Origin of the sequence: Pseudonocardia sp. D17 (assembly GCF_036984265.1) — a bacterium.
In the GTDB taxonomy this organism is placed as follows: Bacteria; Actinomycetota; Actinomycetes; order Mycobacteriales; family Pseudonocardiaceae; genus Pseudonocardia; species Pseudonocardia benzenivorans.
This window is the reverse complement of the sequence record NZ_BPRG01000234.1, coordinates 240,258-261,750: the sequence shown is the minus strand read 5'-3', so window position 1 is coordinate 261,750 and position 21,493 is coordinate 240,258. Positions and strand designations below refer to the sequence as shown.

Genomic DNA, 21,493 nt, shown 5'->3' with positions numbered 1-21,493 from the left:
ATGTGCGGTGTCGCGGGGACGTACCTGATTCCCGACGGTGACCGGCTCACCGACCTGATGACCGACGCGGTCGCCCACCGCGGACCCGACGCCGCCGGCCGCTGGTCGCACCGCGTCGGCGCGGGCACCGTCGAGCTGGGCCACCGCCGGCTCTCGATCGTCGACCTGTCCCCGACCGGTGCCCAGCCGATGGCGGCCGACGGCCTCGTGCTCACCTACAACGGCGAGCTCTACAACGCGGCCGAGCTGCGCGCCGAGCTGGTGGCCGCGGGGGTGCGCTTCCGCGGCACGTCGGACACCGAGGTGCTGCTGCAGGCGTGGCGACGCTGGGGTACCGACTGTCTGCCGCGCCTGCGGGGGATGTTCGCGTTCGGGGTGTTCGACACGGCGACGGGCGAGCTGTTCCTGGCCCGCGACCAGCTGGGCATCAAGCCGCTGTTCGTCGTCCGTCGCGGGGGCGGGCTCGCGTTCGCCTCCGAGCTGAAGGCGCTCGCCGACGCGTTCGGCGGGGATCTGCACGTCGACGAGACCGCGCTGGTCGCGTCGCTGCTCTACTACTGGGTCCCCGACAGCCGCTGTGCCTACAAGGAGGCGGAGAAGCTGCCGCCCGGCAGCTGGCTGCGGGTCCGTCCCGACGGGGACGTCGCGCGCGGCACGTACTGGTCGCTGCGCGAGGTCGCCGAGCGGGCGGCGCACGAGCCGGCCCCGACCGCCGCGGAGCTGCACGAGATCGTCGCCGACTCCACGCGGCGGCACCTGATCGCGGACGTGCCGGTCGCGACGTTCCTGTCCGGTGGCCTGGACTCCAGCTACCTGACCGCGCTCGCCGCGCGCGAGCGCCCGGGGATCTCGGCCTACACGATCGGCTTCCGCGCCGAGGACGCGAAGTTCGAGGCGATGCCCGACGACCTGCGCTACGCCCGCCAGGTCGCGCAGCGGTACGGCGTGCGGCTCCACGAGATCGAGATCGCCCCCGACGTCCTCGAGATGCTGCCGATGATCACGCGGGCCCTCGACGAGCCCATCGGGGACCCGGCCGCGATCAACACCTATCTGATCTGCTCGGCCGCCCGCGAGGCCGGGGTCAAGGTCATGGTCTCCGGCATGGGGGCCGACGAGCTGTTCGCCGGCTACCGCAAGCACCTCGCGAACCGGCTGGCGGTGCGCTACCAGCGGGTGCCGCGGGCCGTCCGCCGCCCGGTGCACGCCGCGGTCGACCGGCTGCCCGTCGCGAGCGCGACGCGCGGGTACCGGTCCGTCCGGTTCGCGAAGCGCTTCCTGTCGTTCGCCGAGCTGGGGGAGGAGGCCGCCTTCCGGCGCAGTTACACCATGTACGACCGGGGCGAGCTGCTCGACCTCGTCAGCCCGGATCTCGCCGGTGCCGTCGACGACGTGCTCACCGAGCACGCCGACGTCTACACCGACAACGAGCTGACCGACCACGTGAACCGGATGTGCCTGGCCGACGCCCGGCTGTTCCTGCCGGGGCTCAACCTGGGCTACACCGACCGGTCCAGCATGGCGGCCTCGACGGAGGTGCGTGTCCCGTTCGTCGACGTGGACGTCGTGACGGCAGCCTTCCGGGCGCGCGGCGTCCAGAAGATCGTCGGGCGGTCGGGCAAGACGGTACTCAAGCAGGCCGCCACGTCGATCCTGCCCGCCGAGATCGTGCACCGGCCGAAGGGCCTGTTCAGCGCGCCGTTGCGGGCGTGGATGAGCCGCGACCTGGCACCGCTCGTCCGGGAGGTCGTCGAGGACGGCGTCCTCGTCCGCTCCGGCTTCCTGCGCCGCGACGCCGCGGCCCGGCTGGTCGCCGAGGACGCCGCCGGCCGCGAGGACCGGTCCAAGCACCTCTGGCACATCGTGACGTTGGAGTACTGGTACCGGAACGCGACGTCGGCGGGCGGCGACCTCCGGACCGCCGTGAGCGGGGGAGCCCGATGAAGCAGGTCGTGCAGAACTACAAGAGCGGCGAGCTGGCACTGCTCGACGTTCCCGAGCCGATGTGCAAGCCGGGCGGTGTCCTGGTGCGCACGCTGTACTCGCTCATCTCCACCGGGACGGAGATGATGAAGGTCGGCGAGGCGAGCATGTCGCTGATCGGGAAGGCCAAGGCGCGACCCGACCAGGTCGCCAAGGTCGTGCAGAGCGTCTCGACGCAGGGCCTGGCGGCCACCTACCGCAAGGTGGCGGGCAAGCTCGACTCCTGGACCCCGCTGGGCTACTCGACCTGCGGCGTCGTCGAGGAGGTCGGCGAGGGGGTCCGCGACGTGAAGGTCGGCGACCTCGTCGCCTGTGCCGGCAACGAGCACGCGCTGCACGCCGAGCTGAACTGGGTGCCGGTCAACCTCTACAGCCCGCTGCCCGCGGGGCTGGACGCGAGCCACGCCGCCTTCGGCACCGTCGGCGCGATCGCCATGCAGGGCGTCCGGCGCGGCGAGCCGCAGCTCGGAGACGTCGCGCTCGTCGTCGGCCTCGGCCTGATCGGCCAGCTCGTCGTCCAGCTGCTCGTCGCAGCCGGCGTGAAGGTACTGGGCGTGGACCCCGACCCGTCGCGCTGCGCGTTGGCGGAGAAGCTCGGCGCGTCCGTGTGCAGTGCGCCGTCGTCGGGCGTGGTCGACGCGGCCGTCGCCGACATCACGGGTGGCCATGGTGTCGACCAGGTCTACCTGGCCGCCGGCGGCAGCAGCAACGAGCCCGTCGAGCTGGCCGCGAGGCTCAGCCGCGACCGTGGCACGGTCGTCGACATCGGCAAGACCCGCCTCGACCTGCCGTGGAACGCCTACTACGAGAAGGAGCTCGACGTCCGGTTCTCACGGTCGTACGGGCCCGGCCGCTACGACCCGTCCTACGAGCTGGAGGGTCGCGACTACCCGATCGGCTACGTGCGCTGGACCGAGCGCCGCAACCTCGAGTGCTTCCTCGACCTCGCCGCCCGCGGCCGGGTCGACGTCGAGCCGCTGGTCTCGCACGTGGCGGACTTCGACGACGCCGTCGAGACCTACCGCGGCCTGGAGTCCGGTGACCTCAAGGCCGTCGCGGTGCTGTTCCGCTACCCGCAGCGCCCCGACGGCGCGCCCGCCCCGGTCGCCGCGGTCGCCCCGGCGACGACCCGCCCCGTGACGCCCCTCCCGCAGCAGCGCCGCCCGGCGATCCCGCTGGGCCGGCCGCTGCGGATCGGGTTCGTCGGTGCCGGCAACTACGCGACATCGATGCTGCTGCCGCACCTCGCGGAGCGCCCCGACGCCGAGCTCGCCAGGGTCGTCACGACCTCGGCGCTGTCGGCGGCGAACGCCCGCCGCAAGTTCGGCTTCGCCGAGAGCTCGACCGACCTCGGCGACGTGCTCGACGACCCGTCGATCGACGCGGTGTTCGTCGTGACGCGGCACAGCTCGCACGCGGCGCTGACCCGCCGCGCCCTGCTCGCGGGCAAGGCGGTGTTCGTCGAGAAGCCGCTCGCGCTCGACGAGGCCGGGCTGCGCTCGGTGCTCGACGCGGTGGCGGAGTCGGGCAACGACCGGCTGCAGGTCGGCTTCAACCGCCGCTTCGCCCCGCTGCTGGTGGAGTCGTCGCGGCGGTTGGGCCGCCGGGTCGGCCCGGCGACCGTCCGCTACCTGGTCAACGCGGGCCGTCTCGACGCGCAGAGCTGGTACCTGCGCAGCGCCACCGAGGGCTCCCGCTTCGCGGGGGAGGGCGGCCACTTCATCGACACCGTCAGCTGGCTGCTCGGCGCCGATCCGGTCTCGGTGTACGCCGCGGCCACGCCGAGCCAGGAGGACCTGCACGCCGTCCTCACCTACCCGGACGGATCGACCGCGGTGATCACCTACGCGACGTCGGGCGCCGCGCGGTTCCCCAAGGAGACGATCGAGGTGCTGGCCGACGGCTCGGTGCTGCGGTTCGACGACTTCGCCCGCGCCGGCGTGCACGGTCCCCGCAGGTGGACGTCGTCGCGGATCCCACACGGGCGCGACAAGGGCCAGGCCGCGCAGGTCGCGGCGTTCGTCGCCGCCGCCCGCACGGGCGGGCCGTTCCCGACGTCGGTGGCATCGCTGGCCGCGACGACCCGCGCGACGCTCGCCGTCGACGCGAGCCTCGCGAGCGGTGCCACCGTGCGGCTCGACGCCGCGGTGGGTGCGCCGTCGTGACGGGTCCGGGCTGGTACCTGCGGCGGCTCTCGCGGATGGGGCCCGCGGAGATCGCGGGCCGAGCGGTCACGGCCGTCCGCAGCCGGCGGTTCCGCACGTCGTTCCCGGTCCCGGCCCCGCTCACGACACGGGCCGTGCCCGCGCCGCTGCCCCCGGGCACGTTCGACGGACTGCCCCCCGACGTCGTCGCGGCACTCCTCGCGACGGCCGGCGAGCTGATGGCCGGCCGGGCCGAGTACTTCGGCGTCGTCCGCGACGACATGGAGCTGCCGGACTGGACCTTCGACCCGAAGACGGGACGCCGGGCCCCGGCCGACGCCTACGCGTTCGACGTCCCCTACCGCGACGAGGACGCCGTCGGCGACATCAAGCAGATCTGGGAGCCGTCGCGCCACCAGCACCTGACGGTCCTCGCCGCGGCCTATGCCGTCACCGGCGACGACCGCTACGCCCACCGCGTCGCCGACCACCTCAAGTCGTGGTGGGCGGCGAACCCGCCGCTGCGCGGGCCGCACTGGCTCAGCGGCATCGAGCTGGGCATCCGGCTGCTGAGCTGGGTGTGGGTGCGCCGGCTGCTCGCGGGCTGGGACGGCGCCGCGGCGCTGTTCGAGCAGAACCCGGTGGCCGTCGAGCAGGTCGGCGCGCACCAGCGCTGGCTCACCGCGTTCCCCAGCCGCGGCTCGTCGGCCAACAACCACGTCATCGCCGAGCTCGCCGGTCAGGTCGCGGCGTCGGCGGCGTTCCCGTGGTTCGCCGAGTCCCGCGGCTGGGGCGCCGACGCGATGCGCGCGCTGGACCACCACCTGACCGCCAACACCTTCGGCTCCGGGCTCAACCGCGAGCTCGCGAGCGAGTACCACGGCCTGGTGCTGGAGCTGGGGCTCGCGGCCGCCGTCGAGGCCGACGCCGCGGGCGCCGACGTACCGCCGGCGGTGTGGGAGACGTTGCGCCGCATGACCGACGCACTCGCCGCGATCGTCGACACCCGGCTGCGCCCGCCGCGGCAGGGCGACGCCGACGACGGGCACGGCCTGGTCCTCGACGGGACCGCGGTGGACCGCTGGGGCTCGCTGCTCGCGACCGGCGCCGCCCTGTTCGGCGCCTGCGACTGGTGGCCCGCCGCGGGCGGGACCGACGTCCGCACCGCCGCGCTGGCCGCGCTCGCGCGACCGGTCGTCGTGTCGGGGACGCGGCCGTGGTCGCGACCTGTCCAGCTCGCCGACGCGGGCATGACGGTGCTGCGCGCGGCGTCGCCGGGCGGCGAGGTGTGGGTGCGCTGCGACGCGGGCCCGCACGGCTTCCTCGCGATCGCCGCGCACGCCCACGCCGACGCGCTGTCGGTCGAGGTCCGCCACGACGGCGTCGACGTCCTCGCCGATCCCGGGACCTACTGCTACCACGGCGAACCGGCCTGGCGGCGCTACTTCCGCTCGACGGCCGGGCACAACACCCTGGAGTTGCACGGCCGCGACCAGTCGCGGTCGGGCGGCCCCTTCCTCTGGGTCCGGCACGCCCGCAGCCGCCTCGTCGAGCTGGACACACCGGTGGGCGGGACGGCCCGGTGGGTCGGCGAGCACGACGGGTACCGCGACCGTGCGGGCAACGGGGTCCATCGCCGCACCGTGGAGCTCGGCGCCGACGGCGCGCTGCGCATCGTCGACGAGGTGACCGGACCCGCCGCGGACTGCCGCCTGGCGTTCCACCTCGGGCCGCAGATCGACGTCGACCTGGTGGGCGACGTGGCGATGCTGTCGTGGCCCGCGGGCGGCGCGACCCGGCACGGTCGCCTCGACCTGCCCGGGTCGCTCACGTGGACCCGCCACCGCGGCGGGACCGCACCGCCCGCCGGCTGGTACTCGGAGGGGTTCGGACGCAAGCAGCCGTCCGTCACGCTGATCGGCTCCGGCCGCTGTGGTGGCGCCGCGGGGCCGCTGCGGACGACGCTGGTCGTCGACACGACGAGCTCGACCGGGAGTGGTCCTGGATGACCCGCACCGCGCGCCGCCACCGGTTGGCGCTCCTGCTGTGCCTGCTGGCGGTCGTCGCGGGCTGCACGTCGACGCCGTCCCCCGGTGGGTCCGGAGGTCCGCCCGCGACCGGTGGGGGCGCGAGCGCCCCGGCCGGGTTGCCGGCCGGCCCACCCGCCGCGGTGTGCGACAACACCGAGCCGGGCCCGGCGACGGCACCGCCGGGCGCCGTCGTGATCGACCCGGCCGTCCCGGGCGATCTCGTCGCCAAGACCGACGCGAGTCCGCCCGGCACGACGTTCTGGCTGGGCCCGGGCGTGCACACGTTGGGCACCCACCAGTTCGACCAGGTCTCGCCGAAGGACGGTGACGTGTACACCGGGGCGCCGGGGGCGATCGTCGACGGCAAGGGCGTCAACTACTACGCCTTCGCCAAGACGGCGAAGAACGTCACCATCAGCCACCTGACCGTGCGTGGCTTCACCCCGCCGCAGGACCAGGGCGTGGTCAACCACGACTCCGGCAACGGCTGGACGATCGTCGCCAACACGATCGAGGACAACGGCGGCGCCGGACTCATGGCAGGCGCGCACCAGCAGGTCCGGGGCAACTGCCTGCGCAACAACGGCCAATACGGCCTCAACGCCTACCAGCCCGGCAACGGCATCACCGGTCTCGTCGTCGAGGGCAACGAGATCGTCGGCAACAACACCGGGGACTGGGAGACGAAGGTCCCCGGCTGCGGGTGCAGCGGCGGCATGAAGTTCTGGTCGGTCGACGGCGCCGACGTCCGCGGCAACTGGATCCACGCAAACCACGGACCCGGCATCTGGGCCGACACCAACGACAACGACTTCCTCATCGAGGGCAACCTCATCGAGAACAACGACGCCGAGGCCGTCTTCTACGAGACCAGCTACAACCTCGTGATGCGCGACAACCTGGTGCGCGGCAACGCCATGGTCGCGGGCAAGGCGAAGGCGGCGCAGCAGGACGCGTTCCCGGTCGGGGCCGTGTACCTCAGCGAGTCCGGTGGCGAGCCGCGCATCAAGGCGCGCACCGCCGAGATCGACATCTCCGGCAACCGCTTCGAGAACAACTGGGGTGGGATCGTCGCGTGGGAGAACGCGGACCGCTTCTGCAACAGTCCGGCCAACACCTCGACGGGCGTCTGCACGCTGCTGGTGCCCGACGTCGCGACGTGCGTGCAGCCGGGCATCGCGACCCCGCCGCTCTACGACGACTGTCGCTGGAAGACCCAGAACGTCGACGTCCACGACAACACGTTCGTCGCCGACCCGGCCGTGGTCGGCTGCGACCCCCGCTACGCGTCCCGCAGCGCGGTCCTGTCGAACTACGGCACGTACCCCGACTGGTCGCCCTACCACGGCGAGGTCATCCAGAAGGCGATCAGCACCGCCCAACACAACACCTGGGCCAACAACACCTACCAGGGCAACTGGTCGTTCGTCTTCGGCGCCGTCGAGGTCGCGGTGAGCGCGGCCGACTGGCAGAACACCCAGAAGCAGGACGTGGGCAGCACGTTCACCGCGGACGACGCGGCGAGGTGCTGAGATGACGACGGTCGACCCCGCCGCGAGGCGCCCCACACCGGCGACGGCCCCCCGCCGCCCGTTCCCGGTGCCGCCCGCCGAGCCGCCGGTGCCGCGGCTCGTCGCCGTCGTGTGGACGCTGATGGTGGTCAACACCCTGGGCTTCACCACGGTCGCCCAGATCATCCCGTTCCCGCGGCAGGTCGGCCAGGTCGTCACGATGGGCGCCCTGGTCGCCGCGCTCGGCCTCGCCCTGCTGCTCAACCCGCGGATCCGGATCCGGCCGACCGCCTACCTGCTGTTCCTGACGCTCATCCTCGTCCTGAGCATCGTGTCGAGCCTGCGGCTGGAGTCGGGCTACGGCGCCCTGTTCCGGTGCTTCCGGCTCACCCTGTTCGTGACCACGCTGTGGCTGCTGACGCCGTGGTGGCGCGGTGACCTGAGGTTCGTCGGGTACCACCTGCGGGCGCTCGTCGTCGTGCTCGGGTCGGTCCTCCTCGGGTTGCTGATCTCGCCCGGTTCGGCGTTCTCCGGTCCCGACGGTCGCCTCGTCGGGGCGATCTGGCCCATCCCGGCGCCCCAGGTCGGCATGTACTGCGCGATCACCATCGGCCTGTGCGTGCTGCTGTGGATCGGAAAGGTCCTGCCCGGCCGGACGGCGGCCGTCGTGGCCGTGCCCGCTCTCGCGCTGCTGCTGCTCAGCCACACCCGGACGTCGCTGCTCGGGCTCGTGGTGGGACTCGCGGTCGCCGGTCTGAGCGTCGCCACCACCAGCAGACGGGCCAGACGGGCGTTCGCGGGCGGGATCGCGGTGGCGGGGGGCGCCGCGCTGCTGTTCAGCGGCGTGATCATCACGTGGCTGGCCCGCGGGCAGGACGCCGACCAGCTCGCCAGCCTCACGGGCCGGGCCAACGTCTGGGACCAGCTGCTCGCCCGGCCCCGCACCCTCGACGAGCTGCTCATCGGCGTCGGGCTCACGGACAAGTCGTACGGCGGCCTGCCGATCGACAACGCGTGGCTCGCGGTGTTCAACGAGGAGGGCTGGATCGGCATCGTCCTGGTCGTCGCGATGCTGCTGACGCTGCTGGGCGTCGCGGTCCTGCGCCCGCCGTCGATCGGCCGGACCTGCGCGATCTTCATCGTCGTGTACGGGATCACCGCCTCCTACACCGAGGTCGGTCTCGGCGACGCGTCGCCGTACCTGCTCAACATGGCGGTGGCCGCCTCGCTGCTCGTGCACCGCCGCAACACCTCGCCGGAGCAGCCGGTGGCGGGAACCGGATGAGCGCCGCGTCCGCGCGCCACGTCATGGTGGTGCACAACTGGTACCGCTCCGAGCAGCCCAGCGGCGAGGACCGCGTCGTCACCCAGGAGGTGGCGATGCTGCGCGGGGCCGGGCACCGCGTCTCGATGTTCGAGCGGCGCAGCGATGACATCGCGTCGATGTCCTTGCGGGACAAGGTGTCCGTCCCGCTGCGCGTGCCGTGGAACCGGCTGGTCCGCACCGAGCTCGAACGGCGGCTGCGTGCCGAGCGGCCCGACGTCGTGCACGTGCACAGCACGTTCCCGCTGCTGAGCCCGTCGGTCGTGGACGCCTGCCGGGCCACCGCGACCCCGGTCGTGGCGACGCTGCACAACTACCAGCTCGTCTGTCCGGTCGGCAGCCTCTACCGCGACGGCGCCACGTGCACCGACTGCGCGCGTGGGCTTCCCGTGCCGGCGGTGCGCCACGGCTGCTACCGCGGCTCGCGGGTGCTCAGCGTGCCCGTGGCGCTGGGGACGGCGGTCAACCGCCGTCGGTGGCTCGAGGGTGTCGACCGCTTCTTCTGCATCTCCGCCGCCCAACGCGCGACGCTGACGGAACTGGGCGTCCCCGGCGACCGGCTGTCGGTGAAGTACAACTTCGTCGACGACCCGGAGGCGGTCCGGGCGGGACCGGGCGAGCACGTCCTGTTCGTCGGCAGGCTCACCGCGGAGAAGGGCGTCGGCACGCTCATGGCCGCCTGGGACCGCGTCCCGGCCGCGGTCCGGGCGCGGCTGCCGCTCGTCGTCGTCGGTTCCGGCCCGATGCAGGACGACGTCGGGCGCTGGGCGGCCGGCCGGTCCGACGTCCGCGTCCTCGGCCTGCAGCCTCCGCAGCGGTGCGCCGAGCTGACCGCGCAGGCCGCCACCGTCCTCGCGCCCTCGGTGTGGCAGGAGGCGTTCGGCCTGGTCGTCGTGGAGGCGATGGCTGCAGGTGTCCCGCCCGTTGCGTCGGCGACGGGGGCGCTCCCCGAGCTCGTCGACGACGGTCGCACCGGGCTGCTGCACCGTCCGGACGACGCCGCGGACCTCGCCGCGCGGATCGTGGAGGTGCTCGATCCGGCCCGCAACGCCGCGATGGGGGTCGCCGCCCGCGAGCGCTACGACCGCGACTTCTCGCCCGCCGCCGGCCTGGCCGGGCTGCTCGCCGGGTACGACGCCGCGATCGCGCACCGCGGCGCCGGCGTGGCGCTGCCCGCGGAGCGCCTCGCACGGTGAGGACGCTCGCCGGCCCGCGCGCGAGCGGTCAGCCGGCCGTCGGCCGCGCGCGACGGGCCGTCTCGAGCGCGTCGGCGCCGTCGAGCCGGCGGACCGCCCTCGCCGGCACACCGGCGACGAGCGTGTCGGGCGCGACGTCGTCGACGACGACGGCACCCGCGGCGACCACGGCCCCCGGGCCGACCGTGACGCCGGGCAGGACGGTGGCGTTCGCGCCGATCCACGCGCCTCGCCCCACGGTGACCGGCCGGGCGGTGACGGCTCCGGCCCGGTGGGAGGTCGGGCCGACTGCGTGGGTGGAGGTGACGACGGTGACGCCGTGGCCGATCGTGACACCGTCGCCGAGCGTGACGGTGCCCTCGAGATCGAAGTAGCAGCGACGGTTGACGAAACAGTTCTCGCCCACCCTCAGGTTCGCGGCGCGGCTGAAGTACGTGCCGCCGTGGAAGCTGCTCGACCGGGGCAGGCGGGCCCCGCCGGCCCGCAGCAGCGCCGACCGCAACCGCCGCCCGACGACGTCGTCGCCGAGCAGGTCCGAAGCGGAGTTGAGCAGGTGCGTGGCGGCACGGGCGAGCGTCGAGCGGACGCGGGGCCGAGGGATCACGAGGGGGCCTCGCGGCCGGCCCGCCCGGCCGCCGCGTCGATCAGCATCCGGGACATGTCGGTGAGCTCGGCCTCCGCGCGCCGCCGGCAGTGCTGCGCGGCCGCCGCGATCACCCGCGCGGCGGCCGCGCGGTCGGCGTCGAGCTCGTCGAACCGGGCGCAGAGTGTGTCCAGGTCCGTCGACTCGAGCGCGAGCGCGAACCGGCCCTGGCCGAACTCCTCCATCAGCACGGCGTTCTTGGGCGCGTAGCCGAGCGAGACCGTCGGCCGGCCGGCCATCAGTGCCGCGACGACGTTGTGGTAGCGCGTCGCGACCACGATCTCGACCTCGGCCATGGCGTTCATCAGCCCGTCGAGGTCGTCGGTCGCGACGAGCGCGACGCGGCCGACCTCGACGTCCGGCCGGGCGCTGCGGACCTCGCGGATCACGGTGTCGGCGACCGGCGTGTCGACGCCGTCACCGACGAACAGGCGGACGGTGCGGCCGGCGTCGACGAGCCGGAGCACGAACGCGGACGTCATCGCGAGGTAGGCCGCGTGGATCGCCGGCTCCCGCCTGCGGTCGGCGGCACCGTTGCGGCCGTGGTAGTCCATCACGCCGACCCCGACGGCACCCGGTACGACGGGGCCGGCCGGCGTCGGGGCCGGCATCGCGAAGACCAGGTCGCAGTAGACGTCGTCGCGCGAGGTGTCGACGCCCATGTCGCGCATGGCGGAACGGGACAGCTCGTCGCGGTACGAGCGGTAGGCCGCGGCCCGCGCGGACCAGACCAGCACGCGGCGCAGCGGACGCTCGTCGACGACCTGGGCGCCGACCCCGACGAGGCCGACGGGGGTGCCGACGACCCGCGCGAGGACGCACAGCGTCAGCAGCGCGAGCGGGAACTGCCAGGCCCAGATCGGGAGGCTCGCCTCCAGCACCCCCATCCCGGGGACGACGACGACGTCGAGCCCCACGAGCCAGACCAGCGTGGCGACCCCGTCGGCGAGCTTGCCGCCGAGCCGCACCAGCGCACCCAGCGGGCCGTGTGGCTTGCGGCGCAATGTGTCGACGACGTGCAACGGCGTGGTCGCAACGCCGTACCGGGCAGCGACCTCCTCGTGTCCGGTCGTCATGATCCGGATCTCGGCCCCGGGGTACGCGGCTCGCAGGTGGGCCAGCACCGTGGCCAGCGAGGCGTCGTTGCCGAGGTTGCCCGACCCCAGCAGGCCGAACAGCCCGATGCGCGGGACCCGGTCGCGGCGGCTCCGGGCCGGGCGCAGGGCCCAGGAGGTCATGCCGTCCTCCACGCCCGTCCTGCGACGATCTCGTCGAGGTCGATCGAGGGCGGCGACCCCGCGTCGAGCCGGGGCCGGTCCTCGATCCGTTCCGTCGACCCCCCGCTGACGATCCGGCTGCCGAGCCACCGGGACAGGTGGGCGTAGCACGCGCGGCGCTCCGCCGACGACAGCGGGGCGCGCTGGATGGCGGACACGAAGCCCCACACGTACTCGCCGAGCAGCCGGACCGTCGGGTTGCGGAGCCGGTCGGCGCGGCGCGGGTCCATGTTCGCGGCACGGGCCCGCTTGGTCGGACGCGCCCGTTCGGCGCGGCCGGGATGATCGCGGCGGAAGAACAGGATCTCCGGTACCTGCAGGAACCTGCCCAGCAGCGCGAGCTCGGCGATGATCGTCCGGTCGCTGTGGTGGTAGCTGCCGTTGAGCGGGGTCCGCCGCAGGTCGTCGGTCCGCATCACCGCGTAGAAGTCGTCGCCGCCCACGGTGAACAAGACGCTCGCGAACCGGTCCGACGGCCGGACGGCGTCGGTGGCCAGCGGATAGTCGATCTCCTGCACGACCCGGCCGTGTTCGTCGATGATCCCCTGCCACGCATGACAGAGGACGGCGTCGGGATGCGCGTCGAGCTCGGCGATGCAGCGCTCGAGCAACGTCCGGGCGTACAGGTCGTCGTGCGACGCCCACTTGAACAGCTCGCCGCGCGCGAGGTCGACCAGGAGGTTGTGGTTCGGGATGGCACCGAGGTTGCGGGGCTGGCGGACATAGCGGACGCGCTCGTCCCGGGCCGCGTACTGCCGGCCGATCTGTTCGGTGCCGTCGGTCGAGGCGTTGTCCGAGATGATCAGTTCGAAGTCGGTGAACGTCTGGCCCAGCAGCGCGTCGAGCGACTCGGCGAGGTAGTCCTCGCCGTTGTAGACGGGCAGGCCGATGCTGAGGCGCGGTGTCGATCTCACCTGCTGCTCCTCTCCGGTGAGCCGGACTGGGTGTCGGGTTGTGTGGTCGTCCGCAGTCGGGCGACGACCGGGATCCTCGGTGCCCCGGTCGCGTGGGCGGCCGCGTCGTCGGTCGCGCCGTCGCCCGGGTGGCCGGGCGTGGGTGCGGCGGCGGGCGCGGGACGGGCACCGGTCGTCGGGATCGGTTCGGTCCGGGGTGCGTCCGGTTCCGCCGGGGGCGTGGCGTCCTGGGCACGGTCGGTCGGCCCGAGGCCGGCCATGTGGTCGCGCAGCCCGTCCCGCAGCTGCCACCAGGCGACGCCGGCCCCGGCGAGCTGGGCGAGCACCACGCCCCAGGCCGACCCGTATGCGCCACCGACGGCGGCGCCCGCGAGCCCGCCACCGAGGTACAGGACGGCGGCCACCAGCTGCGCGCGCAGGCTCCGTCGCGCCGCGCCGAGCGCACGCAGACCCGCGGCGGCGCCGGTGAGGAAGCTCGCCGACATCACCGACGCCGTGATCGGCACGATGAGCCGGGAGGACTCGTCCCAGACGTCGCCGAGGAAGTAGTGGCCGATCGAGGCCGGCATGACGAACAGCAGGACGCAGCCCCACAGCATCGCGGCCAGTGCCTGGCCGGAGCCGAGGACCAGGCAGAACTGCGGCAGCCGACGTGGTGACCGACGCAGGATGCGCGCCGCCTCCGGCACCGAGACGAGGCTCAGCCCCATCAGGACGGCGAGGAACGGGCCGATCAGCAGCTCCGCGCCGCGGACCGTGCCCACGGCCGCCAGCCCGGCGATGGCGCCGAGGCCGTAGGCCCGCAGCTGCGAGGCGCCGCTCGTGCTGACGTTCTCGACCAGATAGCGGTAGCCGAGGTCGCGGTGGAGCCGCACCCAGGTCCGGAAGGCCGCCGGCCGCGGCAGGATGCGCGCCTGAGCGGCACCGACGATCGCCGCCACGGCACTCGACCCGCCCCACGCGAGGACGAATCCGGAGACGGTGTGGTGGTGCGAGGCGAGGACCATCCCCGGCACCAGAGCGGCGGCCCACACGAGGTCGTTGACGAACGCGTACTGCCCGCGGCCGACCGCGAAGAACGCGAACCGCCAGCTGTCCTGCAGCAGCAGCGCCGGCAGGACGATCCCGAGACCGACGAACGCGTTCCCCAGCGACCCACCGATGAGCAGCCCGACCACGACGCCGACCAGGCCGCCGGCGATCCCGAGCACCAGCGCGGTGCCCGAGGACCGGCCGACGGCCTCGCGCCACTCGGGCCCGGGCTCGCCGCTGTGCCGGACCGTGAGCGGATCGGTGCCGAGGCCGCGGGAGACGTTGAGCAGCACTCCGTAGGTGACCCAGACGAGGCTGAACACGCCGAAGGACGTCGCGTCGAGCGATCGTGCGACGTAGACCCCGACGAGGAAGTTGGTCAGGCTCGACACCGCCTGGTCGCCGAGTCCCCAGCTGACCCGCCGGGCCATGGATCTCACTGTCTGTGACCGATGGCTGACCGTCGGCATCCCTCCGGCGACCGCCGGGAAGGGAACGGTCAGCGATTCCGCCGAACCCGTGTCGTCGGCGCGCGAGCCTTGTCGTGCCACGGTTCCCCTCGGGCCGATGATGTCCGGAGATGGGCGGACCCGGTCTCGGACCCGTACAGCAGGTCACTCGGCGGCCCACTCACGGTCGTTACGTTCCGTCGACGATCCGGCCTCGGATGCGCCGTCCGGGTGTCGGTACCGGACCGTTAGGCACGGTTCGGCACCGTTCAGCGCTGCCGACGGCGGCGCAGCGCATCCGCGACGAGATCGACACCCCACCCCGTGACGACGACGGCGCACACCGCGATGGCGAAGCCGCCGAGGGTGTCGGAGGGGTAGTGGGCGGTCAGGAACACCTGGGACACGGCCATCACGGCACCGCAGACGACCGTCCCGCCGACGGCGACGGCGAGTGCGGTGGCCGGACGCAGCCGGGTCGCGCCCGCGAGCGCGATGAAGGCCGTGGCGCCGATGGCCGTCGCCACCGCGGTGTGGCCGCTGGGGAACGCGAGGTTGTCGCCGTGGATGGTGCGGTCCATCAACGGCTTCAGCGCGCTCGTGACCGCGACCGCCAGCGCCGGGCCCAGACACGCCAGCAGGGCGCCGCGTCGCCGGCCGGTGAGCAGGCACGCGAGGGCGACCACGGCGGCGAGGCCGCTCGCCACCCACGGCATGCCGACCGCGTCGATCGCGAACGCGACGGGATAGGACATCGGCACCTGCTCCTGCACCCACGCCGTGACCGCGGCGTCGGCGGTGCCGGGCGCGGAGGTGCCCGCGTACAGGACCGCCTGCGCCACCACGAGCACACCGCACACCGCCGCCAGGACCGCGAGCGGCCGACGCAGCGGCGTCGGTAGCGCCGCCCGGGGTGCGCGGACCGCACGCCCCCTATCACCCGCCGTCCCCTCCGCCGCGGGCTCGGGCTGCTGACCGGGTCGCACTGTCGCGGCCCGGTCTCTGCCTGCCCTCGCGAGTCGGCGGGTCAGCTCACGCATCCGACGGGCGTGCTCCGATCAGGAGTGTTCGGTGCGGCCCGGTGCGCCGGGCAGGGTCTGCGGCGGCTCAGTGCTCGGCGGCACCCAGCGCGGCGATGGTGGCCTGGAGCGGGTCGCGCTGCGGGCCGGCCTGCCAGACCATCCACGGGCTCTTCCCCGCGCGGTACGCGGCCTCCAGCGCGGTCCGCTCCTTGACGGTGTCGGCGGGGTGCCAGAAGCCGTGGTGGCGGTAGGCGAGCATCCGGCCCTCGGCGGCCAGCGCGGTGCAGGCGTCGGCGACGAGGTCCCCGTCCTTCGGGACGTAGTCGAAGACCTCGGGACGCAGCACGAAGTAACCGCCGTTGAGCCAGACGGGCATGTCCTGCAGCGTCTTGATGCCGGTGAGCATGCCGTCGTCGTCGACCTCGACACAGTGGAAGGCGGTCTGCGGGGGCACTGCCGCCAGCGCCGCGACCGCCTCGCTCGCCTTGAACGTGTCGATCATGTCGTTGAGCGGCAGGTCGGTCAGGACGTCGGCGTAGTTCGCGAGGAACATCTCCTCGTCCTGGACGTGTTCGCGGACCCGGCGCAGGCGCTCGCCGATCGACGAGTCCAGCCCGGTGTGGACGAACGTGATGTTCCAGTCCTGGATGTCCGAGCCGAGCAGTTCGACACGACCGCCCGCGAGGACGAAGTCGTTCGACGCGGTCTCGGAGTAGTTGAGGAAATAGTCCTTGATGTGGTGCGCCCCGTATCCGAGGCACAGGACGAAGTCCTTGTGGCCGAAGTGGGCGTAGTAGCGCATGACGTGCCAGATCAGCGGCCGTGGCCCGACGGTCGTCATCGGCTTCGGAATATCCGACTGACCGTCGCGCATGCGCATTCCGTAACCGCCGCAGAACAGGACTACCTTCATGTCGATCCCTTCTGGGCTAGTGGCTCGCGAGAATGCTCGCTCTCTGTGGTCTCCGCGTTAACCGCTGCGCCGAACGTGGGTGCGTCCGCCGGAATCCGTGCCGACGCCTGGCGCCGTCCGTGACGGGTCGCGTCCGGTCGCGGGCAGGCCGGCCCGGCCGGGAGCGCGGGCACCGCGACGTCCACCCGCGCAGGGGATGTGGCCGCGGCGGTGCGGCGTGTGATTGCGGGCGGCCCGTGACCTGGGGCGAGCGCGCGTGCACTACCGTCACACCCATGAGCGTGTGGGAGACGATCGGCATCTACGTGCTGATCCCCGCCGCCGTCTTCGGGGCCTTCTATGCGCTGATCGTCGGGCGCGGGCGGGCCAGGCGGCCGCGGTATCGCGTGGGACAGCCGTGGGACCACGAGCCCCTGTTCTGGTCGGCGAACCCGGCGGGTACCGGCCAATCGGCCGGCTCCACCGACGACCCGACCGCGACGGCCGGACGAGGAGGAGCTCGTGGCAGCTGGTGAGCACGGGCACGACGGCCACGGTGCCGTCGCGGTCCCGAAGCAGGAGGACCTGCCGACCGGCGCGGTCGTGACGGCGTCGGGCCGGGTGTCGGCGGCGGAGTTCTACTCCGAGAACGAGCCCGAGACCGGACCGTTCACCCCGCAGCAGCTGACGCGGATCGACGAGGCGATGATGCTCGCCAGCCGCTCGTCGGGGCTGCGCTTCACCGTCTACATCGGCGACCTGGGGGAGAACCCCGAGGTCAGGACGGGTGAGCTGCACGCCGGTATCGCCGGTGCCGCGGAGGCCGTGCTGATCGCGGTGAGCCCCGGTCAGCGGTTCGTCGAGGTCCTGACGGGCCACGAGGCCCGCAAGCGGCTCCCCGACCGCAGCTCCAAGCTCGCGGTCATGAGCATGGTGGCGTCGTTCCGCGAGGGCGACCTCGTCGGCGGCCTGCTGAGCGGGCTGCGGATGCTGGCCGACCAGGCCGGTCGGGTCCCCGTCCACCGCGGACCGATCCGCGAGACGGTCATCGCCTGACGCGCGGTCCGGATCATCCGGCGGTGTCGGCGGATGCGAACCGTTAGCATGGGCCTCGCCATGTGACCCCGATCACCCCGGGTGGGGGGTGTGGAGGCGTGAGGTGCCCAGCGCAGCTCGGTTCCCCGCGCGGCTGGCGATCGACGTGCTGGTCGTGGCGGTGCTGTGCGTCGCGGTCGGCGTGCTCGCCGCTCGCGGCCTGCTCACCGGGCCCGTCGCGAAGGCGGACCCGGCGCTGGCGACCGTCACGCTGACCGTCATCGCGGCGACGCTCGGCGCCGCGGCCGCCATCCTGGCCGTCGTCGCGGGGCGGCTGCTCGAGGACCTGCGCATGGCCTGGCTCGCTCCGGCGCTCGTCCTGTACTGCGTCGTCGTGCTGCCGTGGTCGGCGGCGTCGCCGGCCGGCACGACCGACGTCCCGCACCGGCTCGCGCGCCTCGTCGCCTACGCGACGGCGCTGATCCTGCTCGTCGTCTCCATCCGGCCGCCGGCCCGGGCGGGCTGGTGGGGTGGCTGGGTCGTCGCCGCGCTGGGCGCGATCGCGACCGTCGCCGCCCTCACCGTCCCGGGGACCGAGGCGGTACGGGTCGTCGTCGACGGGTCGATCCCGACGCTCGTCGTGCTCGCGGGCTGGGTCGCGGTCGCGGCCGGGTTCGTCGTCGACGCGCTGCACCGGCGGAGCCAGCCGCGCGCGCGGCTGGGCATCGGGCTGGTCGTCATCGCCGCGGCGCAGCTCTACCGGCTCCTCGCCGGGAGCACGCACCCGATGGCGGGCCTCGCGTTCGGCGCGCTGCGGATGATCGGGCTCGCGATCGTGCTGCTGGGGCTCGCCCAGCTCACGACGGCCGCGCTGAACACCGTGCACCGTCGCGAACAGATGCAGCGTGACGAGCTCGAGACCGCCGCGCGGCACATGGAACGCGCCGCCGAGCACGCCGCCGAGCGCGACCACGAGCTGCGCAACGGCCTGGCCGGGCTCGCCGGCATCACCCACCTGCTGGGTGCCGAGGCCACGGGGGAGGGGCACGACCGGCTCAAGCTCGCGGTCCTCTCCGAGCTCGGCCGGCTGCACCGGATCCTCGACGGCGAGGAGCTCGCCGCCGACGGGAGCTACACCGTCGAACCCGTGCTCGCCAACCTGGTCACGCTGCGCGCCGGGACGGTCGGCGCCGGCGTGACGACGCTCGACGTCGAGCCGGGGCTGCGGGTCCAGGGCGACTCGGCGGTGCTGTCGCAGGTCGTCACCAACCTGCTGGCCAACTGCGACCGGCACGCCCCGGCCGCGCCGGTCACGGTGACCGCGCGGCGCGACGGCGCGACGGTCCTCGTCGAGGTACGCGACGAGGGGCCGGGGCTACCTCCGCTCGACACCGAGCTGCTCTTCCGCCGGGGGGTGCGTGACGACGGCGCCGGCGGCACCGGGTTGGGCCTGCACATCAGCAGGCGGCTCGCCGAGCACGACGGCGGCAGCCTGACCCTCACCACCGCGACGGCGCCGACCGGCACGATCGCCCGGCTGCGGCTGGGAGCGGCCTCGCCGCCGAGCCTGCGCCGGGGCGGCGACGCGGACCGGGTCGCCGAGGAGACCCCCGACCGCGCACCGTCCCAGGGCGCCCAGACGTCGGCCTTCCGGATGCGCCCGGTCCGCCGCGGCTACGAGTCGGGCCCGGCCTGACGCGCCGGACCCGGCCGGGTCGTGGCCGTATCGGCGCCGTAGCCCGGCGACGGAGCGTCGTGGCCGTCGGCGCGGGTGAGCCGTCGCCGCAGGTCATGACCTCAGCGGCCGCCGACCCGACCCGTACCGGGTCCGCTCGCGACACGGGCGTGGGGCGACCCGGACGGCCCGACGGATCTCACGCGTCCAGGCCTCAGCAACCGGGGCGCGATACGACCGGGGCGGCAGGCGACCGGGTCCGGCCCGGCGGGCCCGCTAAGACCAGGCCGCGGCCGACGGGGGAATGCGACCGGGGCGGCACCCGACGGGCTCAGCCGATGGGCCCGACACGACCGGGGTCTCCGCCCACCAGGTCCCGAGCCGACCGGTCCACGGCCGACCCGGCCGCGCCCGACAGGGGTCCGCGACCGGAGGCACGGGGCCGGGGTCGCGTCCGACCGGCGCCTCAGCCGACCGGTGCGCTGCCCGCGTCGGGCAGAACGGGAGGCAGCATCGCGGGCGGTGCTGCGGGCGGTTCCGTGATCAGCGCCCCCGAGGCGGGTGCCACGGGTGGGACCGGCGGCAGCGGGGGCTCCGGCCGAGGCAGGCGGCTCCCCCCCGGGGCCGCTCGCCTCAGCCGACCGGTGCGCCGCCCGCGCTGGGCAGAACGGGGGCCAGGACCGCGGGCGGGTCCGTTCTCGGCGCCCCTGAGGCGGGTGCCACCGGCGGGACCGGCGGCGCGGTCGTCGTCGGCGTACCGCCGGCCGCCGGGAGTGCGGCCGGGTCGGACGGCGCCGGGGGAGCGAGGGCTCCGGCCGAGGCAGGCGGATCCGCGGGGGCCGCGGCCGGGGGCACGACCTGCAGCTCGTAGGCGCCGAGGTCGAAGCCCGCTCCGCTGGGGCGTGGTGCACCGGTGATGTCGGTGGCAGGCGCGCCCTGGGCGGACCCGGCGTCGACGCCCGCGGAGCCCGGCGCCAGCCGCAGGTCACCCGCGGCGGCGTTGACGAACCGCAGTACGCCGGTCACGACGTTCGCCCCGAGGGACGTCCCCGAGAACAGGTTGTGGTCGGCGGTGAAGGCGGCCGCGCTCCCGCCGACGTCCTGCGGGTTGCCGCTGAAGATGTTGTTGCGCAACACGTTCGTGCCCTGGAACTGGCCGGCCGAGATGGTGATGCCCGCCTTCTTGTTGTCCACGATGGTGTTGTTGACGATCGAGATGTCGCTGAACGTGCCGCTCGACTCGGTCCAGAAGCTGATGCCGCCACCGGCGTTGCCCGTGAGCACGTTGTTGTAGATCTGCACGTCGTAGGTCTTGCGTGTCTTCGAGTAGTTCTCGACGGCGAGCGCGATGCCCGCCTTCGAGCTCTCCTTCGCGCCGGAGGACACGTTGTCGAAGACCTGGATCGCGTGGGCGGAGTCGACGTAGATGTTGGGCCCGCGGTTGTTCTCCACACGGTTGCCGTGCACGGTGCCGTTGCGGGTCTCGTACTTCGTGTCGATGCCCTCCTCCCCGTTGTCGTGCACGTGGTTCCCGGCGATCTCGAAGCCGTCGACGTTCTCCAGGCTCACGCCCTCCATGTCGGCGCTCGTCCCCTTGGCGTTGTTGCCGTGGACGTCGCAGCCGAGGATCCGGATGTCGGCGGAGTCGATGAAGACCGCGCCGCCGTCCTGCGAGTCGGCGACCTCGCAGTCCTGCAGCACGATGCCGGTCGCGTTGGTGGCGTAGACGCCGAACCGGCTCGACCGGGACACGCCGATCCCGACGACGTGGACGTAGGAGCGTCCGCTCAGGTCGAGGCGGCCGTTGCCCGTGCCGCCGCTGGTCAGCGTGACGGCGCCGCCGTCGGCCTTGAAGGTGATCGGGGCGTCCTTGGTCCCGCTGACGGGGATCTGCAGGCCGGCGTAGCTGCCGGGCGCGATCAGGACGGTGTCGCCGGGCTTCGCGGCCGCGGCGGCCTCGGCGATCGTCCGGTACCGGCCCGATCCGTCGGCCGCGACGCGGAGGGTGGTGCCGGTCGCGACGGGGACGACAGGCGCCGTGACCGGCGGCGCGGTGTCCGCAGGCGTCGTGACGGGGGGAGTCGTCACCGGGGGAGTCGTCACCGGGGGCGCCGTGGTCGGAGGCGTGGTGACGGCAGGGGGCGTGGTGACGGCCGGAGGCGCGGTCGTCGGGTTCACCTCGACGGGGTCGACCGCCGCGGGCTCGTTCGCTGCGGGCCCGGGCGTTGCGGGAGCGGCCGCGGTGGTCGGCGCAGGGGCGTTTGTCGTCGGCGCAGGGGCGGTGGTCGTCGGCACCGCCGGCGCCGTGGTGGTCGCTGTGGGCGGGGTCGTGGTCGTCGGGACGGCAGGGTTCGTCGAGGTCGCTG

General features: G+C 73.8%; 17 protein-coding genes. 10 read left to right on the top strand and 7 right to left on the bottom strand.

Going from position 1 to position 21,493, the window contains the following annotated elements; translation table 11 throughout:
- From asnB to PSD17_RS32910, 6 genes are read left to right on the top strand one after another with little or no spacing between them, the layout of a single operon-like run.
- Positions 1–1,944: an asparagine synthase (glutamine-hydrolyzing) gene (asnB, locus tag PSD17_RS32935; protein ID WP_339126130.1), complete on the top strand. Its 1,944-nt coding sequence runs from the start codon at positions 1–3 to the stop codon at positions 1,942–1,944.
- Positions 1,941–4,148, top strand: coding sequence for a bi-domain-containing oxidoreductase (locus PSD17_RS32930; RefSeq protein ID WP_339126129.1), 2,208 nt, complete (start codon positions 1,941–1,943; stop codon positions 4,146–4,148). Before asnB ends, PSD17_RS32930 begins: the two co-directional genes overlap by 4 nt.
- The gene (locus tag PSD17_RS32925; protein WP_339126128.1) at positions 4,145–6,136 is read left to right on the top strand and encodes a heparinase II/III family protein; all 1,992 of its coding nucleotides are present in this window, start codon (positions 4,145–4,147) and stop codon (positions 6,134–6,136) included. Before PSD17_RS32930 ends, PSD17_RS32925 begins: the two co-directional genes overlap by 4 nt.
- Positions 6,133–7,689 carry a right-handed parallel beta-helix repeat-containing protein gene (locus PSD17_RS32920; protein ID WP_013674017.1) on the top strand — a complete coding sequence of 519 codons (1,557 nt, stop codon included), beginning with the start codon at positions 6,133–6,135 and terminating at the stop codon, positions 7,687–7,689. Before PSD17_RS32925 ends, PSD17_RS32920 begins: the two co-directional genes overlap by 4 nt.
- Before the next feature lies 1 nt (position 7,690).
- Positions 7,691–8,953 (top strand): membrane protein, encoded by a 1,263-nt coding sequence (locus PSD17_RS32915; RefSeq protein ID WP_013674018.1) that lies wholly within the window; start codon positions 7,691–7,693, stop codon positions 8,951–8,953.
- Positions 8,950–10,188 carry a glycosyltransferase family 4 protein gene (locus PSD17_RS32910; protein WP_339126127.1) on the top strand — a complete coding sequence of 413 codons (1,239 nt, stop codon included), beginning with the start codon at positions 8,950–8,952 and terminating at the stop codon, positions 10,186–10,188. The genes PSD17_RS32915 and PSD17_RS32910 overlap by 4 nt, the downstream gene beginning before the upstream one ends.
- Before the next feature lie 28 nt (positions 10,189–10,216).
- On the opposite strand, the gene PSD17_RS32905 is transcribed toward PSD17_RS32910, so the two are convergent.
- From PSD17_RS32905 to PSD17_RS32880, 6 genes are all read right to left on the bottom strand, one after another.
- Positions 10,217–10,792, bottom strand: a complete 576-nt coding sequence (locus PSD17_RS32905) for an acyltransferase (protein WP_339126126.1) — start codon at positions 10,790–10,792, stop codon at positions 10,217–10,219.
- Entirely contained in the window at positions 10,789–12,069 is a 1,281-nt protein-coding gene (locus tag PSD17_RS32900) for a polysaccharide pyruvyl transferase family protein (RefSeq protein WP_339126125.1), read from the bottom strand. Before PSD17_RS32900 ends, PSD17_RS32905 begins: the two co-directional genes overlap by 4 nt.
- Positions 12,066–13,022 (bottom strand): glycosyltransferase family 2 protein, encoded by a 957-nt coding sequence (locus tag PSD17_RS32895; RefSeq protein WP_013674022.1) that lies wholly within the window; start codon positions 13,020–13,022, stop codon positions 12,066–12,068. Before PSD17_RS32895 ends, PSD17_RS32900 begins: the two co-directional genes overlap by 4 nt.
- Positions 13,019–14,485: a hypothetical protein gene (locus tag PSD17_RS32890; RefSeq protein ID WP_339126124.1), complete on the bottom strand. Its 1,467-nt coding sequence runs from the start codon at positions 14,483–14,485 to the stop codon at positions 13,019–13,021. The genes PSD17_RS32895 and PSD17_RS32890 overlap by 4 nt, the downstream gene beginning before the upstream one ends.
- A 287-nt stretch (positions 14,486–14,772) precedes the next feature.
- Complete coding sequence (locus PSD17_RS32885; RefSeq protein ID WP_339126123.1) at positions 14,773–15,348, bottom strand: phosphatase PAP2 family protein; 576 nt, start codon at positions 15,346–15,348, stop codon at positions 14,773–14,775.
- A 262-nt stretch (positions 15,349–15,610) separates the two neighbouring features.
- Entirely contained in the window at positions 15,611–16,438 is an 828-nt protein-coding gene (locus PSD17_RS32880; RefSeq protein WP_013674025.1) for a sugar phosphate nucleotidyltransferase, read from the bottom strand.
- A gap of 275 nt (positions 16,439–16,713) precedes the next feature.
- Between PSD17_RS32880 and ctaJ the strand changes: the two genes are divergently transcribed.
- The 3 genes from ctaJ (at position 16,714) to PSD17_RS32865 (ending at position 19,148) form a co-directional block, all read left to right on the top strand.
- Positions 16,714–16,953, top strand: a complete 240-nt coding sequence (gene ctaJ / locus PSD17_RS32875; RefSeq protein ID WP_013674026.1) for an aa3-type cytochrome oxidase subunit CtaJ — start codon at positions 16,714–16,716, stop codon at positions 16,951–16,953.
- On the top strand, positions 16,940–17,473 hold the full coding sequence (locus PSD17_RS32870; RefSeq protein ID WP_103383778.1) for a DUF5130 family protein: 534 nt from the start codon (positions 16,940–16,942) through the stop codon (positions 17,471–17,473). The genes ctaJ and PSD17_RS32870 overlap by 14 nt, the downstream gene beginning before the upstream one ends.
- Before the next feature lie 103 nt (positions 17,474–17,576).
- Positions 17,577–19,148: a sensor histidine kinase gene (locus PSD17_RS32865; protein WP_339126122.1), complete on the top strand. Its 1,572-nt coding sequence runs from the start codon at positions 17,577–17,579 to the stop codon at positions 19,146–19,148.
- A 612-nt stretch (positions 19,149–19,760) separates the two neighbouring features.
- Here the strand turns inward: PSD17_RS32865 and PSD17_RS32860 are convergent.
- Positions 19,761–21,215, bottom strand: a complete 1,455-nt coding sequence (locus tag PSD17_RS32860) for a right-handed parallel beta-helix repeat-containing protein (RefSeq protein ID WP_339126121.1) — start codon at positions 21,213–21,215, stop codon at positions 19,761–19,763.
- Positions 21,216–21,255: 40 nt separating this feature from the next.
- Between PSD17_RS32860 and PSD17_RS32855 the strand changes: the two genes are divergently transcribed.
- Positions 21,256–21,493: hypothetical protein (locus PSD17_RS32855; protein ID WP_339126120.1), on the top strand; the 238-nt coding region annotated here is incomplete at its 3' end.

What these genes read in the sequence shown, in the direction of transcription:
- asnB (WP_339126130.1), top strand. Translation starts at nt 1, where the DNA reads ATGTGCGGTGTCGCGGGGACGTACCTGATTCCCGACGGTGACCGGCTC.
- PSD17_RS32930 (WP_339126129.1), top strand. Translation starts at nt 1,941, where the DNA reads ATGAAGCAGGTCGTGCAGAACTACAAGAGCGGCGAGCTGGCACTGCTC.
- PSD17_RS32920 (WP_013674017.1), top strand. Translation starts at nt 6,133, where the DNA reads ATGACCCGCACCGCGCGCCGCCACCGGTTGGCGCTCCTGCTGTGCCTG.
- PSD17_RS32915 (WP_013674018.1), top strand. Translation starts at nt 7,691, where the DNA reads ATGACGACGGTCGACCCCGCCGCGAGGCGCCCCACACCGGCGACGGCC.
- PSD17_RS32910 (WP_339126127.1), top strand. Translation starts at nt 8,950, where the DNA reads ATGAGCGCCGCGTCCGCGCGCCACGTCATGGTGGTGCACAACTGGTAC.
- PSD17_RS32900 (WP_339126125.1), bottom strand. Translation starts at nt 12,069, where the DNA reads ATGACCTCCTGGGCCCTGCGCCCGGCCCGGAGCCGCCGCGACCGGGTC.
- PSD17_RS32890 (WP_339126124.1), bottom strand. Translation starts at nt 14,485, where the DNA reads ATGGCCCGGCGGGTCAGCTGGGGACTCGGCGACCAGGCGGTGTCGAGC.
- PSD17_RS32880 (WP_013674025.1), bottom strand. Translation starts at nt 16,438, where the DNA reads ATGAAGGTAGTCCTGTTCTGCGGCGGTTACGGAATGCGCATGCGCGAC.
- ctaJ (WP_013674026.1), top strand. Translation starts at nt 16,714, where the DNA reads ATGAGCGTGTGGGAGACGATCGGCATCTACGTGCTGATCCCCGCCGCC.